We start from the raw sequence: 17,532 nt of genomic DNA, 5'->3' as shown, positions 1-17,532 counted from the left end.
CGGTTATGTTTTATGTTTCAAAACAAATTTCAAGTTTTTTTATACTCTTCCACTACTTCTAAAAACGCTTTAACTTGTTTTAATTCAAATGACGATTCAAAACCTAACAACCATGTATCTTTTCAATAGGTTTACCATCTTCATCTAGAAGTGGAATTCTATAAACATCCTGCTGTTCTTCTTTAAGGGTAACAGATGGAAGAATCGCGTAACCGATTCCATTAAGAGCCATTTGTTTACAAGTTTCAATCTGATCAACAACAATTGTTCTTTTAGGTGAAGTATGAAATTGTCTGTGCCACCAATCCTGAATTTCCTGATAATAAGACGAATCACTCTTAAATTGAATAAAAGGTCTTTCTGTATGTAGAACATCTTCTATATTGTTAATTTCTGTGTCTACTAAATACAAAGTATCTGTTAATAAATGCCTCTTGATACCTTTCCAATCTGGATTTCCTCGAATAATACCTAAATGCACGTGATCTTCGTACATACTTCTTAAAATCTCGCTGCTCCATCCAGTAATAAGAGATATTTTTGCATGTGGATATTTTCTTACATATGTTTTTAAAACACCTGGCAACCAATGCTGACCTATTATAGAGGCTACAGCAAGCTTCAACGTGCCATGAACTTCTCCTTCTAATTCTAATATTTGTTCCTTTACTTTCTCCTCTTTCAAAACGACTTCACGTGCATATTGTATGACTTTCTCACCGGCTGGAGTTAGTGTTAACCCTTTTTGAGAACGAACAAAAATTTGTATTCCCCACGATTTTTCAATTGTTTGCAATCTCTGTGATAAAGCTGGCTGTGAAACAAATAGACGTTCAGCAGCTTTTCTCATATTCATTTCCTCTGATAAAACAACAAGCATCCTAAGCTCTGATGTTTGCATATAGCACCTACTTTATAAGTTTTTCTTATAATATGTATCAAAGAATATCTAATTTTATTATATTGATTTTAATTGTATGATAAGGATGAATAAAGGGTTTGTAAAGTAATAATTTCACCAGAAAAGGGGAATTGTTTTATGACATTGAAAATAACAGGACTTGATCATATTCAAATATGTGTCCCTACTGATCAAGAAGAAACCGCTCGTGAATTCTACCTTAATATATTAAACTTTGAGGAAATTGAAAAACCGAAGAGTCTGAAGAAAAACGGCGGTTTTTGGTGTTGTGCAGGCGATGCTTTTCTTCATATAGGAGTAGAGGAGTTTGATGCAATAACAAGCAAGCGTCATCCAGCATTTATTGTCGAAGATATTACGGAAACAAGAAAGCACTTGGAACACTACCAGGTTCCTATTAAAGAAGATACACCTATTCCCGGGATTGTTAGATTTTCATGCTTTGATCCTTTTAACAACAGAATTGAATTATTACAAAGAATTGATGACTGAAAGACTGATGCTTACACATCAGCCTTTTGCTTTTTAGGTAAAAATAATATGAACAAAAAACTTAAAACCGCAAACCCAAATACTACCCAATAAACATCATTTAAAGCAATCTCAAGTCCTTCCTGTAAAAGAGATCTAGCCTGTGCTGTTAGTTCGTTTCTTTGCTGATCATCGAGTAACATAGTAGTCGAGTCAAGATTCATTTCATCCTCAACACCTTTACTTGAATAAAACGCAAGAAGCTGACTATTTAAAATTCCTCCTAAAAGAGCAGCACCTACTGTACTACCGACATTTCTCATAAACATATTAGTAGCAGTTGCAACGCCTCTTGTGTTCCAAGAAACGGTGCTTTGAATGGAGACTATAAAAGCAGTAGTTGTTAACCCCATCCCAATCCCTATCAGAAAAGATCCAAACGCAGCCAATAATGGACTATCACTTCCAGATAGTATCGTAAACACAATACTTCCTAAAATAAGAGAAACTCCTCCCAAGATGGAGGTTGTACGGAAGCCAATTGACAATATGGCTTTTCCTGAAATTGTCGCAGCTATTGGCCAGCCAATGGACATTGTTGTCAATGTTAACCCAGCAATGATTGGTTTTTCCTCCATCACACCTTGAACAAAGGTAGGCAAAAACGTCGATAAGCCGATTAATATAATTCCAGTTGTTAACGAAGTTAAGTTTGCTATTAAAATTGAGCGCTCACGCCAAAGCTCAAATGGCATCATCGGATCATCTACTTTACGCTCATAAAAAACAAAAATCACCAAACTTAGGAGCGAGAGTAATGCCAGGCTGACAATAGGCCCTGATAGCCAGTCCCAACGCACTCCTCCTTCTACAAGAATAAACATAAATGTAGTTACAAATAACGTTAAAAGAAAGGCACCAACATAATCAATTTTTGGCTTACTCTTTTCAATTTCCTCATGTAGAAATAAATATAATCCAATTATCGCTAATATTCCTAATGGAACGTTAATCCAGAAAACAAATCTCCAGCTTACAAATTCGACTAATAAACCACCAATTGCCGGCCCCATGATAGCCGAGATTCCCCACACACTTGATAAGTAACCTTGTATTTTGGCCCGTTCTTCTTTTGTATAAATGTCTCCTACAATAGTTGATGCGATCGGCATTACTGCACCTGCTCCAAATCCTTGAACAAAACGGGCAAATATAAGCCATTCCATTGATGACGCTAATCCACAAAGAATAGAACCAATTAAAAAAATAACAATCCCAACAGTTAATACTGGTTTTCGTCCGAAAATATCAGATAATTTTCCATATATTAAGACTGTAACAGCATTCATTAATAGATATGACGAAAACACCCAGCTATATAAAGAAAAGTCTTCAAGTTCTGCAACAATTGCCGGCATAGCTGTTGCAACAATTGTTGCTTCAATTGCCGCCATAAACATAGCTAACATAACAGTAGCCAATACATATGGTCTTTTTGTTATTCCAGAATTTCTTTGCCTAAATGTTAAAAATTCTTTTCCTTCTCCCATTGCTTGATCCGCCTTTTATGTAATATGAAAACGGTGTAAATTTTTACACCGCTTAAGAATTTCTATTTATTATGTTGATTATTATTTAATAGATGAATATGTTTCTTTAATTGCTTTAAAATTGCCCTTCTTGTAAAAATCCCTTCGAATATCTTCTCCTCATTTTGCACACAAATAAAAGGATTGTTTACAACAAGATCCAGTCCTTTTTCTAAAGAGTCATTTAAAAAGAGTCTTGGTATTTCTGTATTCATCACTTCTTCTACTTTCATATTTTCTAATTTTTCAAATTCTATCCTCTCTAGACCAAAGATATTGTCCATTATTAAATTCATCCCGATAAGACCGTGAAGCTTAAAAGTTGGGTCCAAAACAGGAATGGCTGTGTACCCTGTCTTAGTTAAAACAAGTAAAGCATGCTCTAAATTATTTCCAATTTGAACATGTGCTACCTTATCCCCAGGAATCATTAAATCTCTAATGGTTAAACCCATTAACTCATTGGCGTCAATACTAAACATAGCTGTTCTTCCTCTCTAAAAAACTTTTCTATATTATAAAAGAGGTAATGAATAATCCAAATCTATCATATCATAAAAGCTATTGTATATGTTTCATTTGATCTTTTCTAACACTCATTCAGCAGCAATATAGATCTTCTTAAACTTAGGAACAAATAAAAAAATGATACTCATTAAATGAGTATCCACTTTTAATCTTTCTATTTTAAGTAGAGAATAACTATTTTATTCTCAATCTGTCATATAACAACTTAAGTTGATGATAAAATCCTTCATCCACCTGTTTTAAACCTGATTCAATATCATTTATTTCACTGCTAATTAATTCTATAGCGTAATCTTGTCTTAATAGCGTTTCTACTAAAAGCTTTTGCTCATCATACGATAATCTATCAATTGTCTCCATTGAAGAATCCCCCCATGAAATGGATTGCTTTCCCTAAGCATAATCAATTCAAAAGCAGGGAGTCAAACGCAAGTTTCGACAATAATACTAAATTCCCATTATTTTGTATATCGATTTGCGTAACTAAATGCTGTGTAAGAATCTGGTTTTATTTTCGCTTCAATTCCCATCGCTTCTATGCGACCTGTCATTTCCTGAATTAACTCCTTTGTTAATCCTTTTCTTCCTATATCAAGATGAATTTCAAAAACTAAATCTGCTCCTTCATCTGAAAATGGAATTAATACATCTGTTAACTGTTCTAAATATTGAGAAGTAAAGTAGTAAGCAATTTCTTGACTAAGTGCAGTTTCCATCGAAATTTTTTCACGAATACTCGAAATTGGCCTGTTCACACTATGGTACTTTAAACATCCCCATGCACCTTTACCAACACGATGTACATGTATGGCTGTTATAAACTTAGTCTCTGTTTGATGAACATGTGAGTCTGAACCAATTGACAATACATAAAGTGAACGTGGATCCTTTAACATAAAGCCTTTTATACGCTCAATTACAGTTTGGAAGGACATATTCTTCTCAGAGACATTATAAAAGGTGAAAGATTCGTTCATGTCACATCTCCTTGTCAATGATTTCATTTTTCAAAAGAGTTTTTCCCTTCTACCTCACTATATGTATTAAACAAGGAATATTATGAGTATTTCTCATTAATTCTAACTAACTCATAGCAAACGTATAATTAACGCAGAAAAAAAGTAGCCATACCTTAAGGCATGGCTACTTTCCTTTACTAGTCTCAATGTTTTTAATGGTTGCATGACAATGAGCGCACGTAAAGATAACATTTTGATTAGATTGAGCTGTTAATGATTCTGATAGTGGTCCTTGTCCATGACATGATGGACAAATAACAAAAGGCTCTTTTCTCATTTTGCCTCCTTACTCCATTAGTTACTGGAGGAGATCAAAAATTTCCATCGCAATCATATCAATATTGTCGAACTGGTAAGATTGAGGTTTTTCACCCTTTTGATAAACCTCAAGTTCAAACGTGCTGTTTTTATCAAAATATTTTACACTACAGCGTTTTTCACCTTCTACTTCAAAAAAACGTTGAACTGGTTCTCCAAGCCCCCGCATTTTCTTGTAAATTTTGAAGTCTTGTAATAATACCTAAAAGTTGTGACACTAGAATATCCCCCTTCCGGAAGAGTTAACGTATAACTAATTCCTCATATTTTATTGTTTTACTCTACCATACATTCTATCCACTAAACAACGATTCAATAATCAGTATCTTTACTTTGTGCCATATCAATTTTACACTATGTATATAATGATTTCCAAGGAAATTGTCATAGTATTGACAAACGTTGATTTATTAATATCAACAACACAATTGAAGCAACAAAAACTGCCTTGATATTAATTGCTAGGAAATCACTTTCACCCTCGTCAGTCAAAAAAATTCGTGTTTAAACCAAGGGGGAAATTAATTTTGGCACTCACAAAAAAGATTAATGATCGAATAACAATCATCGACACAATGGATTTAGGAATGCAAGGTAGAACAAGTTGCTATGTTCTACAGGATGAAAAACAGGTAGTCCTTTTTGAACCGTCAGCAAGCCCTTCAGTACCTCATATCCTAGAAGGACTAAACGAGCTAAACATTCCGTTTGAATCAATAGCCTTTATTATTGTAACACATATTCATCTAGACCATGCCGGTGGAGCAGGATTACTTTTAGAAAAGTGTCCCAATGCAAAGCTTATTGTCCATCCAAAAGGTGCTAGGCATATGATTGATCCCTCAAGATTAATTGCTGGTGCAAGAGCAGTCTACGGTGAAAGCTTTGATCGTTTGTTCCATCCAGTACTTCCAATTGCTGAAGATCGAATAATAATTAAGAAACATCTTGATACTCTTGAATTAAGTAATCACTGTACTCTAACCTTTTATGATTCTCCAGGTCATGCAAATCATCATTTTAGTATTCATGATTCTGTAAGCAATGGAATATTTACTGGGGACACGATAGGGGTTTTTTATGGAGTTCTATCTGAAAACAATAAGGAATTTTATCTACCTTCTACATCACCTAATCAATTTGACCCGGAAGCAATGCTTCGTTCTGCAAAAATGATTGAAAATTTAAATGTAAGTTCAATTTATTTTAGTCATTATGGAGTCAGTAAAAATCCAAACCAGGTAATTAATGAATTGAGGAAGTGGTTACCTCGATTTTTACAAACAGCTCAACAAACTCTTACTAACAAGAGCTTTGAAACCATTCAACAAGCAAGTAAACAGGTAAATATTGAATTAGAAAACCTTGTTTCTCAAGTGTTAGCTGAACAAAAAGCTACACTTTCAAATGATGTTCATGATATGGTATTACTTGATTTATCAGTTTGTGCTCAAGGCCTTGTTGATTACATTTATAAACTTGAACACAAAAAGTAAAAATCTATATAAAAATGTCAGGGGGATATGAATGAAAAAAGTTACAGTTTATACTCAACCAAGTTGTCCGCCATGTCAGGTGGTAAAGAAGTTTTAGATCATCATCAGATTTCCTATCTTGAAAAAGATGTTTCAAAAGACTTAGATGCAAGAAACACACTAATCAATGAATTACAATCTACTTCCACACCAACTGTTACAGTTGATGATGCAGTAGTAACAGGTTTTGATTTGCAAAAGCTTGAAAAATTATTGGAGATTGAAAACTGAAGAATCAAGAAAGAAAAAAAGCTTGGTGACCAGCCAAGCTTTTTCCGTCTATTAAAAGGGGTTTGGGGAAAATCGAGAGTTTAATGACTAATCAAGTTCCTACAAGCACATTCTAAGGTGATGAAAAAGGGTCTCACCTTCGTAAAAATGTTTTATGTAGTTCTAGATTGTTTTATTTTCTTTCTTGATTATAATGATAATGATTATCAGTTTCATTGTCAACGTTTTTTTAATAATTTTCTAAAAAAAACAGCGGAAAACCTGTCCGCTGTTTTTACCATGATATTGTAAATGCCAAATAAAAAATATATGCAAGCGAGAGAACAGCTGCAATCAAATAAGTTAGAAATACTGGGTTGCGAGTGTAAGGATGATCTTGAACCTTTTCATTAATTTGAGTGTCATATTTCGCTTTTCTTTCACTTACAAGCCTTCCTACCTTGAATGTATAAATCAAGCTTGTAGCTAAAATAAGCAATGCTATCACACCGAGTACCATTGATAAGTAGGTCATCTTGCTGTCACCCCTTCTATAAATAGGATGACTCATTACCTGCAAATTATTCTTATAGTACCTCAATGAATAATAACCAGTTAATAGTGAAAAATTTATAATAAACCATCTGCCTCATATAAATACTCGTAGGATAAATCAATAAAAAGATACTGATTTTGATCCAATGGATACGAAAAAGTTCTAATCAGCTCACCAGTCTCTATGTCACTATAAACATCACTTAAAAATCCCTTTTGATCAAATCTCATTCTTATAATATTTGCTAAAAAGTATGGTCTCCAACTCCAATTTTTCAAATAATACTGAGGTTGGATTTCCCAATTATCTTTTTTGAATATATTAACGGATTGCTGAAATCCATCTTCATCGCAAATATATATACGAAAACAACAATCGTCTAACTCATTTGAGAGTTGTTCAAGTAATTGTTTATAATCAGTATATTGCTTACCAATTTTATTAAGCATTTGCTGGACTCTTAGGTTAAACTGTTCAGTAAAGTTATATAATCCTTCTAGTTTTTTCTTCTCAGAGCTTATATAACGCTGAAATTCTAATCTGAGCCTTTCTTTACAATCGTCTCTCTCAATAAAGTTACGAGTTGGTTTGTTTAGAAAGTATCCCTGATAATATCTCCCACCATTTTTCCATGCATATTGAAGCTGAAAATTAACTTCAATATCTTCGTATAAAAGAGTTGCCCCAATTTTCCGTGCTAACAAAGAAATTGAATAAAGAACATCATAATAAGATTGAAGTGGTGAAGTCAATCGGAGAGGCTGTAAATCTATTTTCAATATATCAGGTGTTAAAAGGCCAATTCGATCTAAATTGCTACCTGCCTTCCCGATATTATCAATAGCAACTTTAATACCATAAGTTCTGTAATAAAGTAAAAGATGATACAGTTGTTCAATATCTCCTAGAAAATTATGCTCTGTAATTTCCAGTACAATTTGATTTAAGTGTAATCCTTTTTCTTGTTTTTCTATTAAAGTATGCAAAAAATCTTCACCATGATCTAGCATAAGCAAATTTGCATCTCGATTAATGAATAGCATCAGTTCTTGGTTATTAAGCTTTAAAAATTCATCTATTGCTATATGTAGTAAATGATCATCGACTTCAATCCGATATTCATCTGGAATACTTTCATCATGAAAAAATGAGCCAAGGCTATCTATTTGATCATTGATTTTTATTCTTCCTAATACTTCATATCCAATAACTGTTTGTTCATCAGCACTGAAAATTGCCTGATAGTTTGGAAATACTTTATCCAAATTCGTTAAAACGTCTAACGGATCCATTGCAATCCCCTCACCTATATCTATCTAGAAAGTAATCATATTATAGCATAGTCCTGAAAAGATTAGGCAAAATTGCAACTAAAGGAATTTTTTTGCAAATTGATTAAGGCTTCAAAGATATTAAAAAGGGAGCAATAAAGCTGCCAAAACACCTTCATTACTAAAAGGAATTGACAGCCATCTTATCAAATACTCAGACTTCAAATTAAGTTTTGAATTATCACATTTAAAATGGTCGTTGATTTAACCATTGACCGCCATCCATTGTGATGCATTCACCGTTTATATAAGATGCTTCATTTGATAATAAAAATGCTGAGAGCACTGCAATTTCTTCCGGAGTTCCTAATCGGCCTAGTGGCACACTATTTAAAGTACGTTCAGCAGCTTCCTCTGATTCCCATAAACGATCAGCTCCACCTGTTCTTTCAATTGGACCAGGTGCGATAGCGTTAACTCTAATCCCATATTTACTGCCCCATTCAACAGCAAGTGTTCTTGTCATTGAAAGCACTCCAGCCTTTGCAGCAGCTGAATGAATAACACCTGCCCCTGCTCCCCATGCATATGTAGCCACCATATTCAAAATTGATCCCTTTACTTTTTTCTCAATCCAGTACTTTCCGATTGCGGAAGAACAATAAAATGTCCCGTTTAACACAATATCTATTACGGCCTTCCAACCATTTATAGAAAGATTTTCAGCAGGGCAGATAAAATTCCCTGCAGCATTATTAACAAATCCATCAATTTTTCCAAATTTAGTATCAACCTGCTGAATCATTTCTGATATTTTTTCAGGATCTCTTACATCAAGTTGTATTGGAAGGACCTGTCCATCATATGTTTGAATCTCATTTTTCGCTTCATTCAGTTTTTCTAGCGTTCGACCAATTATAACAACCTTAGCACCATCTTCAGCAAACCGTTTTGCCATAGCTTTTCCCATCCCACTTGAGCCACCTGTAACAATGATAACATTATCCTTCATAATCATTTTCCCCCTTGTGTAATGAATGACCATTCATTCATATCTTAACATAATTACACTTCTGTTACTATTTAAATAGTATGAAATGGTTCTTTAAATTGAAGCATGATATACTTGTTTTGAAGAATTTTTTCAGGTACGGACGTAAAAATATAAAATGACTTAATATATATGAATAAAACACGGAGAAATGGTTGGTAGAAACATGACAAAATTATATTCAAGAAGATCTTTTTTAAAAGGTCTTCTTTCCTTTTCTTTTGTAAGCTTTTTAACAGCAGCAGGTGGTTATACATATGCCAGGTATATTGAGCCTACTTTTTTAGATAAAAACATTCTTTCACTCTCACATCCAAACATCCCAAAAGCATTCGAAGGTTTTAAAATCGTACAATTTAGCGATACACATTTAAGTGAATTTTTCACATTAGAACGACTAGAAACAATTGTGAAGGAAATAAATTCTCTTTCTCCTGATTTATTGCTTTTCACGGGTGACTTAATGGACGAACCAAATCAATATGAGAAAATAAATAAAATTGTTCCTGTTCTTGAAAAGCTAGAGGCACCATTTGGAAAATACGCTGTTTACGGGAATCATGACCATGGTGGTTACGGTACTGATATTTATCGAAATGTTATAACAATGTCTGGGTTTACATTATTACAAAATGAGGTTGCAAATGTAAAAATGGTTGATGGTAGTAAAATAGCCATTGCAGGAATTGATGACCTTATGCTTGGGAAACCCAATTATGATGCAACATTAGGAAATTTAAATAAAGATATGTTTAATATTCTATTAGCTCATGAACCAGATGCAGCACTTGAGTCAAAAAAGTATCCTGTTCACTTACAGCTTTCAGGTCATAGTCATGGCGGACAAATTCAACTGCCCTTTATTGGACCGCTAATTACACCGCCTTATGCTACTGAATATATTGAGGGTTTATATGATGTGGAAAAGATGAAGCTTTATGTTAATAGGGGATTAGGCACAACTAGACTTCCGTTTAGGTTTTTATCTGTTCCAGAATTAACTCAGTTTACACTCCACTCATTAAAATAGGCTAAAGGATCTAATCCTTCAGCCTATTGGTGATTTCTACGGGTGGGATTGGTTTGCTAAAGTAAAAACCTTGTCCCTTTTGACAGTTTAGCGTTTTTAAAAAATTCAACTGCTCCAACGTTTCAATTCCTTCTGCTACTACTAAGATTTTCCCTAAATTTTCAGCGATAGAAAGGATTGTTTTGACGATTGCCTCATCTTTTTGATCGGTTAACACTTCTCGAATAAATGATTGGTCAATTTTTAAGGAGTCAATAGGAAATTGTTTTAAATACATTAGGGAAGAATATCCTGTGCCAAAATCATCAATTGAAATAGCTACTCCAATTTTTTTTAACCTACTCATAATATGCAATGCTTCATCTACATTTTGTAAGGCACCTTCTGTAATCTCAAATTCAATTTGATTAGGATTTATATAATACTCACTAAATAAGCTCTTTATTTTTTCTACTAAATAAGGTTGTTCAAATTGCTTAGCTGACAGATTTATGGCTAGTACAATTTCACCTAAACCTTCTTTTTCCATTGCATAAGCTGTTTGCAGGCTTCCTCAATTACCCATTCGCCTATAGAAATAATCAATCCTGACTCCTCGGCAATGGGCACAAATTTAGCAGGCGAAACACTTCCTAAGTGTGAATTTTCCCATCTCAATAATACTTCATAGCTTACGATCTCATTTGTATGCAAGTCAACTTGTGGTTGATAATGCAATTTTAATTCATTGTTTCCTATAGACCTTCTTAGAGCAGTTTCCATAGATAATAACTCGTTGGTATTTTTATCCATACCCTTATGATAAAGTTGATATTGTGCCCTGCTTCTTTGCTTTACAACATATAGTGCTTTATCCGCATTCATGATTAATGAGTCTTCATCCTGACAATCATCGGGATATATACTTATACCTATGCTAATGGAAACATAGTATAAGTTATCATTGATAGAAAAAGGGTCTTTAAACATATCCAGAATTTGTGTGGCAACCTTGCTTGCCACTTCTACATTAGATGATGGCAAAACAATGATGAATTCATCTCCTCCATGACGGTATACATTAAATTCAGGAGAGTTTATACTTAACAGCCTTTTCCCAACCTCTATTAAGATTTGGTCACCATTATTATGTCCAAGAGTATCATTTAACATTTTAAAGCGGTCTAAATCCATAAACATTAAAGCCAGAGGTGTTTGATTTTGTTTAGAAATCTCCATTACTTTAGGCAAGTCCTTTTTTAACGCACTTCGATTATACAATCCAGTAAGAGAATCATGATATGCAAGGTGCTCAATTAGCTCCGCATGCTTTACCTTCTCTGTGATATCCCTTAATATAAAAAAGATTCCACTTACTGTTTCATTTATCATAATAGGCACTGTTTTATAATGAACATTTAATCTGATTTGCTTTTGAATAAGAACCGCTTCTCCTTCAGAAGATTCTCCATTAATAGATCGTTGAAATGCATGCTGTATTTCTAGATGATAGCTGTATTCAAATAGCGAGAAAACGCTCACATTAATATGTTCATCGTCTACCTTGAGTATTCTTTTAGCAGAATGATTAAACGAATAGATTACTCCATCATTATCAACTGATAAAACTGCATCCATATTGAAATCAACAAGTGATTTATACATTTGTTGACTTTCTATTAACAAGGTCTTTTCATGAACCCTTTCTGAAATATCTCTAGTTACACCAATAATATAAATAACATCAGCATCATCATTTTTTATTGGTGTTAAAATGGTTTCACCATATGCAAAATGGTTTTCATCAACTTTTACTCTATCTTGAAATGTGGTTGCCATTTTATGATTTTTCACAAATGTATATTTCTCATTTAATTCATCTGCAATCTTTGCAGGTTGGAGGTCGTAAAAGGTCTTCCCCGCATAATTATTGTCAAGCTTTGCTCTTATTTTCCCCATTTCATTCACAAATAAATAAGTAAATGAACCATCAATTTCAACCTTCATTATAAATATCAAATCATTGATATGCTTTAAAATAATTTGAAAAATAAACGACTCAATTACTGATAGCTTTTTGTCGTTATTAAAGTCTTTTTTTAAGTTTAAAAAATCGTTCATCCCCATCATCCTGTACATGTCTATTTATAATGTTTAACAATAAAATAACTGTGGTAACTAATTTTGTTTGATCCCTAGGATCTTTAATTTAATAGTACCATAATGTTATCATTTAACAACTGCTCCCCAATGAGTTGTTAAAGAATTACCTATCATAATTGCAAGAATACTTCCAACAATGGTTATTAGTAGATACAAAATAAAATATAAATATTTTTTCTCTTGAACTAACTGTATAGCTTCTATACTAAAAGTAGAATAAGTAGTAAAGCCTCCGCAAAACCCTGTGGCTAGAAATAATAGAATGTTTCCGGATGTGACATTGATAAACAAACCTAATAAGAAAGCTCCTAAAAGGTTTATTAGCATGATTGAAATAGGCATTGAAGATTTGAACATACTATTCATGTATTCACCTATCAAATATCGTGCTGATGCACCCAAAGCACCGCCAATTGCTGCAGCTATCATGACGAAGTCTCCTTTTTCACTATATTTCTTGCGATTTTCATTCCTATTAGTACTAATAAGAAGCTTATAATTAGAGTACATATAAGGTACAAAATAGCCTGATGTATCGGCATAGTCGTTAATTCCAAGCTTAAAGTTGACATCGTTGTTAATCCTCCACAAAATCCTGTACCAAGAAGTAACTTCGACTTCTTATTTTCTACCCGATTTGTAAAGAAGACCGTGAAAAAACCTAATAAAAAGCTACCTATTATGTTAACTGTAAACGTAGAGAATGGTCCATAAGAGTGAGCGAAAGAAAACATATATCGGAATGTAGAACCTATTGCTCCTCCGCCTGCAACAATTAAGCTATTATGAAATTTTTCTTTCATCATAAGGTTCCTTTCCACCTAATCTTTCTAAAAAGAGCACTTTCTCTTATTATCTCAAAAGAAAGTTCCTTTTCAAGAAAAAGAAAAGACCTTCAGTTAGTCATTTGAAGGTCCTGCTTTTTTATGTTATTTATTCTTCATCTTCTAGAACACGATAAGCCTGACCAAAAAGTAATAATTGGCTATCGATCATTGGTTCATCTTCAACCTCACGAGTTACATAATGATACACACCATCTTTGTCCTGCTCTCTTGCCTTTACATTATCAGCTAAATTCGACATTAGGACTTGATTTAAGCGTTTCTTGATTCGACCATCAAAAATAGGAAATAAGATTTCAACTCGCTTCTCCATATTTCTTGTCATCATATCAGCGGATGATAGGAATGTTTTTTCTTCTCCATTATGGTGAAAGAAATAGATTCTGCTATGCTCTAAAAATCTACCAACAATACTGCGAACCCTTATATTTTCACTTACTCCTTTTATTCCCGGACGTAAACAGCATGTTCCTCGAATAATTAAGTCAATTTTCACTCCAGCGTTTGAAGCTTCATAGAGCTTTGTAATAATGACTTTATCTGTTAAAGAATTCATTTTTGCAATAATCCGCCCGTTTGAAAATCTTTTGTGGAAATTAATTTCATCATCTATGAGTTGAATAAAATCCTTACGAATGTCAAAAGGTGCTACAGATAAATGATGAAACTCAGGCTTTTCGGTATAACCACTTAAATAGTTAAAGAAATTTGTGGCATCAATACCAAATTTCCTTTTTGATGTAAGCAAGCCCATATCTGTATATATTTTTGCTGTTTGATCATTGTAATTACCTGTTCCAAGATGGACAAATCGCTCAATTCGGTTATTTTTTCTTCTAACAACGAGAGTTATTTTACTATGAGTTTTTAAATATGTCATCCCGTAAATAACGTGACATCCCGCTTTTTCAAGCTCCTTACCCATTGGACATTATTTTCCTCATCAAATCGAGCTTTTAACTCAACGAGAACTGTTACTTGCTTCCCATTCTCAGCAGCACGCATAAGCGCCTCAATAATAGGAGAATCACCACTAACCCGATATAAAGTTTGTTTAATCGCAAGCACATCTGGATCATCTGCTGCATCAGAAATAAATTCTACAACAGGCTCAAACGATTCATAAGGATGATGCAAGAAAACATCTTGTTCTGAAACTTTTTCAAAAATATCTTCATCTGAGCCGATATCGCGAGGAGGCTGGGGAATAAGTGTTTCAAACAAAAGGTCCTCTCTAACTTTAGAAATTTCTTTTGCAAAACCAAATAAGAATGTTAGGTCTAGAGGTCCATCTATTTCATACACATCTTTTTCATGAATTTCGAGTTCTTCTGTAAGATAACGTAATATATTACGATCAAATCCTTGTTTTTGAATTTCCAGCCTAACAGCTGCTCCCCATTTTCGTTTTTTCAGCTCTTTTTCAATTTCTTTTAATAAATCACGAGCACCTTCTTCATGAATCGTCATATCTGCATTTCTAGTTATCCGAAAAACAGATACAGAAACCACCTTATATCCTTTAAAAAGTTTATGGATAAACCTGCTAATAATATCTTCAAGCAACACAAATTGAGTGGCTCCTGAAGAAGAAAGTTTAACAAAGCGATCTAAAACAGAAGGAACTTGAACAATAGCTGTTTTATAGCGATTTTCTTCATATTCATCGTTATCCTCGATAACAATAGCAAGATTTAAGCTTTTATTTAAAAGCATTGGAAACGGCCGATATGCATCAACAGCCATTGGAGTAAGGACTGGGAAAATTTGTTCGTCAAAATATTCCTCAAGAATTTGTAGCTGCTCAGAAGCTACTTCTTCCATCTTTAATAACTGAATAGCTTCTATATCAAGATTTGGGATCAGAAGGTGATTATAAGCTTCATATTGCATTTCAACAAGGCGGTGAGTTCGAATGCCAATTTGGTTAAGTTGTTGTTTTGGGGTCATCCCCGCCTTATTTTCCGGCTTATTAAAACCTGCTTTTACTTGGTCTTTTAATCCCGCTACACGAACCATGAAAAACTCATCTAAATTCGAACTAAATATCGCTAAAAATTTTAACCTTTCTAGTAAAGGGTTACGCTCATCTAGTGCTTCTTCCAAAACTCGTTCGTTAAAAGCAAGCCAGCTTAGTTCTCTGTTGTTATAATATAGCGGACTCTGTAGATCTACAGCGTTTTTATTTATTGTATTCATTTTAAGCCACCCTTTTTCGACAAATATCTACTGTTTACATGATAGCACTATGGTACTACTCTAATTGTAAAATTTATGTAAATTTTTATTAATTTTATGTAAATAAAGCTAGCTTATGAATAAATTTAGACAATACCCTTCATAGATAAATAATGATTAGCATAACTTCCTCTAACAAGTTGTTATTAAAACTTAACGTACATTCGACATTTACTATCAACAGTGATCTATCTTTTTATTCTTCAACAAAATTAATAGATATTGACCTTTTCAATACTTTTTCCAAATGTTTCTTCTGCTTTTCAACTTGATATTGCTCTGGCTTCCAATCTCTGTTACATGTCACATCGAAAACCAACTTCCCTTGCTCAAGCTTCAAATCAAGGGTTCTAATAATATTTCTTTTCGTCGCATTTAAGCTATATGCAAATTTTAGTATAAATTTCCTAACATTCTATACTTTGCTAACTCATCTTTTGTGAACCAATCACTATATGAAGAAACATATCTTTTGAAATTTGTTTTACTTGTATAAGAAGCAATCAATGCGATAATAATACGATCTCGGTGAAGCAATCCATCAATTGTTCTATTGGCTAGAAGGTAGAAAGTATGTTGACTGCTTGATTCCGAGTCAATATATGAACCAAGGTCATAAACAAATGCACCTCTTTTAAGTAATAGCTCGTCTTCTTTATTAAATGAAGCTAATTCAGCTTTACCAAGAAGAGTAGTTATCATTAATGCATTTGTAGTTACATGAAAAACATGGTTTAAGTTAATGCTGTAATCTGTTGCCAATTCATAAAAACTCTCTTCAATAACATTAGGGAAGATACTTATTCCAAATTCCTTTGTAAGTTCCTCAAAGAAAACACCATCTCGCAAACCTTTTTTACTTAATGCAAACTTATTTGTGTTTACAACCTCCACTAAACAATGAAACACTTCAACAGCAGGAATGATAATATCTGCTCGGTCTTTAGAAAGCCCTTCGACTCGTTGTAACTCTGAAAACGTTAATGACTGAAGATATTGATTGATTTCATTAATGTCCTCATTATTCATTAAATATTGATGAACACCTGCAATTGGGTATCCGATCCGTTCTTGGTGTATTTGAACCATATTTCTCGCGCTTCCTCCAATACCGATAATTGGAAGCTTTCTGTTATTTACCCAATCAAGTGTTTGAAACTGTTCATATATAAACGCTCTTAACTTTTTTAATTCATCCGGAGTCGGAACGTCACCTTTTATAAATTGCTTTTTTAAAGATAGCGCTCCAAACGGAAAACTGTGATAACTTATTAATTTTCGATTAGAAAAGTACGTAAGCTCTGTACTTCCTCCACCAATATCAATTGTAATACCATGATCAAAAGGTGTTGTATTAACTACAGCTAAATAACCAAAATAAGCTTCTTCATACTCTGATAAGATTCTAATCACAAAGTCAGTCTCAGCTTTTACTTTTTCAAGAACTGTTTGCTGATTTTTGGCTTGGCGGATTGTAGCAGTGGCCACACATTTTACCTCATCTAATTTATGATGATTTGTTACCTCCTTAAAACTAAGAAGCGTGTTAATTAAAATTGACATTCCTTCGTCCATTAACACTCCCTCATCTGATAAATAGTTTCTAAGACGTGCCACTACCTTTACATTTTCAATTTCTTTTAATCTTCCGCTTTTCTCCCGTAAGTAAATAACAAGTCGCATTGTATTTGATCCGATATCAACTATTGCATATTTTTCTTGATTCAATTTCAACACCCTTACATATATAAATTACATACAACTGTGCGAATAAAGTATTAAACATTTATTTGATATCTTACTGTAA

The 17,532-nt window shown here is 33.4% G+C and carries 16 protein-coding genes and 4 pseudogenes; 4 read left to right on the top strand and 16 right to left on the bottom strand.

Going from position 1 to position 17,532, the window contains the following annotated elements:
* Window positions 1-29 precede the first annotated feature (29 nt).
* A pseudogene (gene ccpC / locus MVE64_RS22355) lies at window positions 30-901 on the bottom strand (transcriptional regulator CcpC).
* Window positions 902-1,039: 138 nt separating this feature from the next.
* Here ccpC and MVE64_RS22350 point away from each other — a divergent pair.
* On the top strand, window positions 1,040-1,414 hold the full coding sequence (locus tag MVE64_RS22350) for a VOC family protein (protein WP_247341390.1): 375 nt from the start codon (window positions 1,040-1,042) through the stop codon (window positions 1,412-1,414).
* 11 nt (window positions 1,415-1,425) lie between these two features.
* On the opposite strand, the gene MVE64_RS22345 is transcribed toward MVE64_RS22350, so the two are convergent.
* The 6 genes and pseudogenes from MVE64_RS22345 to MVE64_RS22320 all read right to left on the bottom strand — a co-directional run bounded on the left by MVE64_RS22345 (window position 1,426) and on the right by MVE64_RS22320 (window position 5,065).
* Entirely contained in the window at window positions 1,426-2,943 is a 1,518-nt protein-coding gene (locus MVE64_RS22345; RefSeq protein WP_247341388.1) for an MDR family MFS transporter, read from the bottom strand.
* Between the two features lie 62 nt (window positions 2,944-3,005).
* Window positions 3,006-3,464, bottom strand: coding sequence for a cyclic-di-AMP-binding protein CbpB (gene cbpB / locus MVE64_RS22340; RefSeq protein ID WP_247341386.1), 459 nt, complete (start codon window positions 3,462-3,464; stop codon window positions 3,006-3,008).
* Between the two features lie 220 nt (window positions 3,465-3,684).
* Complete coding sequence (abbA, locus tag MVE64_RS22335; protein WP_247341384.1) at window positions 3,685-3,870, bottom strand: antirepressor AbbA; 186 nt, start codon at window positions 3,868-3,870, stop codon at window positions 3,685-3,687.
* A gap of 98 nt (window positions 3,871-3,968) precedes the next feature.
* Entirely contained in the window at window positions 3,969-4,487 is a 519-nt protein-coding gene (locus tag MVE64_RS22330; protein ID WP_121661195.1) for a ribonuclease H-like YkuK family protein, read from the bottom strand.
* A gap of 166 nt (window positions 4,488-4,653) precedes the next feature.
* On the bottom strand, window positions 4,654-4,806 hold the full coding sequence (locus MVE64_RS22325; protein WP_098798015.1) for a hypothetical protein: 153 nt from the start codon (window positions 4,804-4,806) through the stop codon (window positions 4,654-4,656).
* A 21-nt stretch (window positions 4,807-4,827) separates the two neighbouring features.
* A pseudogene (locus MVE64_RS22320) lies at window positions 4,828-5,065 on the bottom strand (YkuJ family protein).
* A gap of 309 nt (window positions 5,066-5,374) precedes the next feature.
* Between MVE64_RS22320 and MVE64_RS22315 the strand changes: the two are divergent.
* Both MVE64_RS22315 and MVE64_RS22310 read left to right on the top strand, forming a co-directional pair.
* Window positions 5,375-6,343: an MBL fold metallo-hydrolase gene (locus MVE64_RS22315; protein WP_247341382.1), complete on the top strand. Its 969-nt coding sequence runs from the start codon at window positions 5,375-5,377 to the stop codon at window positions 6,341-6,343.
* A gap of 27 nt (window positions 6,344-6,370) precedes the next feature.
* Window positions 6,371-6,613 carry a glutaredoxin family protein gene (locus MVE64_RS22310; RefSeq protein WP_425593972.1) on the top strand — a complete coding sequence of 81 codons (243 nt, stop codon included), beginning with the start codon at window positions 6,371-6,373 and terminating at the stop codon, window positions 6,611-6,613.
* Window positions 6,614-6,887: 274 nt separating this feature from the next.
* Here MVE64_RS22310 and MVE64_RS22305 read toward each other — a convergent pair whose 3' ends face one another.
* The 3 genes from MVE64_RS22305 to fadH all read right to left on the bottom strand — a co-directional run bounded on the left by MVE64_RS22305 (window position 6,888) and on the right by fadH (window position 9,437).
* Entirely contained in the window at window positions 6,888-7,127 is a 240-nt protein-coding gene (locus MVE64_RS22305; protein WP_247341380.1) for a hypothetical protein, read from the bottom strand.
* 95 nt (window positions 7,128-7,222) lie between these two features.
* Entirely contained in the window at window positions 7,223-8,440 is a 1,218-nt protein-coding gene (locus MVE64_RS22300; RefSeq protein ID WP_247341378.1) for an EAL-associated domain-containing protein, read from the bottom strand.
* 226 nt (window positions 8,441-8,666) lie between these two features.
* Window positions 8,667-9,437: a 2,4-dienoyl-CoA reductase gene (gene fadH / locus MVE64_RS22295; protein ID WP_247341377.1), complete on the bottom strand. Its 771-nt coding sequence runs from the start codon at window positions 9,435-9,437 to the stop codon at window positions 8,667-8,669.
* 199 nt (window positions 9,438-9,636) lie between these two features.
* Between fadH and MVE64_RS22290 the strand changes: the two genes are divergently transcribed.
* A complete protein-coding gene (locus tag MVE64_RS22290) occupies window positions 9,637-10,500 on the top strand; it encodes a metallophosphoesterase (RefSeq protein ID WP_247341375.1) in 864 nt (287 codons plus the stop codon).
* A gap of 10 nt (window positions 10,501-10,510) precedes the next feature.
* Here the strand turns inward: MVE64_RS22290 and MVE64_RS28210 are convergent, their stop codons facing one another.
* The 6 genes and pseudogenes from MVE64_RS28210 to MVE64_RS22260 form a co-directional block, all read right to left on the bottom strand.
* Entirely contained in the window at window positions 10,511-11,029 is a 519-nt protein-coding gene (locus MVE64_RS28210; protein WP_247341373.1) for an EAL domain-containing protein, read from the bottom strand.
* Window positions 11,011-12,600: a bifunctional diguanylate cyclase/phosphodiesterase gene (locus MVE64_RS22280; protein WP_247341371.1), complete on the bottom strand. Its 1,590-nt coding sequence runs from the start codon at window positions 12,598-12,600 to the stop codon at window positions 11,011-11,013. The genes MVE64_RS28210 and MVE64_RS22280 overlap by 19 nt, the downstream gene beginning before the upstream one ends.
* Before the next feature lie 108 nt (window positions 12,601-12,708).
* Window positions 12,709-13,071: a fluoride efflux transporter CrcB gene (crcB, locus tag MVE64_RS22275; RefSeq protein ID WP_247341369.1), complete on the bottom strand. Its 363-nt coding sequence runs from the start codon at window positions 13,069-13,071 to the stop codon at window positions 12,709-12,711.
* Entirely contained in the window at window positions 13,068-13,448 is a 381-nt protein-coding gene (locus MVE64_RS22270) for a fluoride efflux transporter FluC (RefSeq protein ID WP_247341367.1), read from the bottom strand. The genes crcB and MVE64_RS22270 overlap by 4 nt, the downstream gene beginning before the upstream one ends.
* Before the next feature lie 127 nt (window positions 13,449-13,575).
* Window positions 13,576-15,686, bottom strand: a pseudogene (locus tag MVE64_RS22265) (RNA degradosome polyphosphate kinase).
* A gap of 235 nt (window positions 15,687-15,921) precedes the next feature.
* Window positions 15,922-17,408, bottom strand: a pseudogene (locus MVE64_RS22260) (Ppx/GppA phosphatase family protein).
* Between the last annotated feature and the right edge of the window lie 124 nt (window positions 17,409-17,532).

Origin of the sequence: Metabacillus endolithicus (assembly GCF_023078335.1) — a bacterium.
Taxonomy (GTDB): domain Bacteria; phylum Bacillota; class Bacilli; order Bacillales; family Bacillaceae; genus Metabacillus; species Metabacillus endolithicus.
The sequence above is the reverse complement of the archived record's forward strand: the minus strand, read 5'-3'. Positions and strand labels throughout refer to the sequence as shown.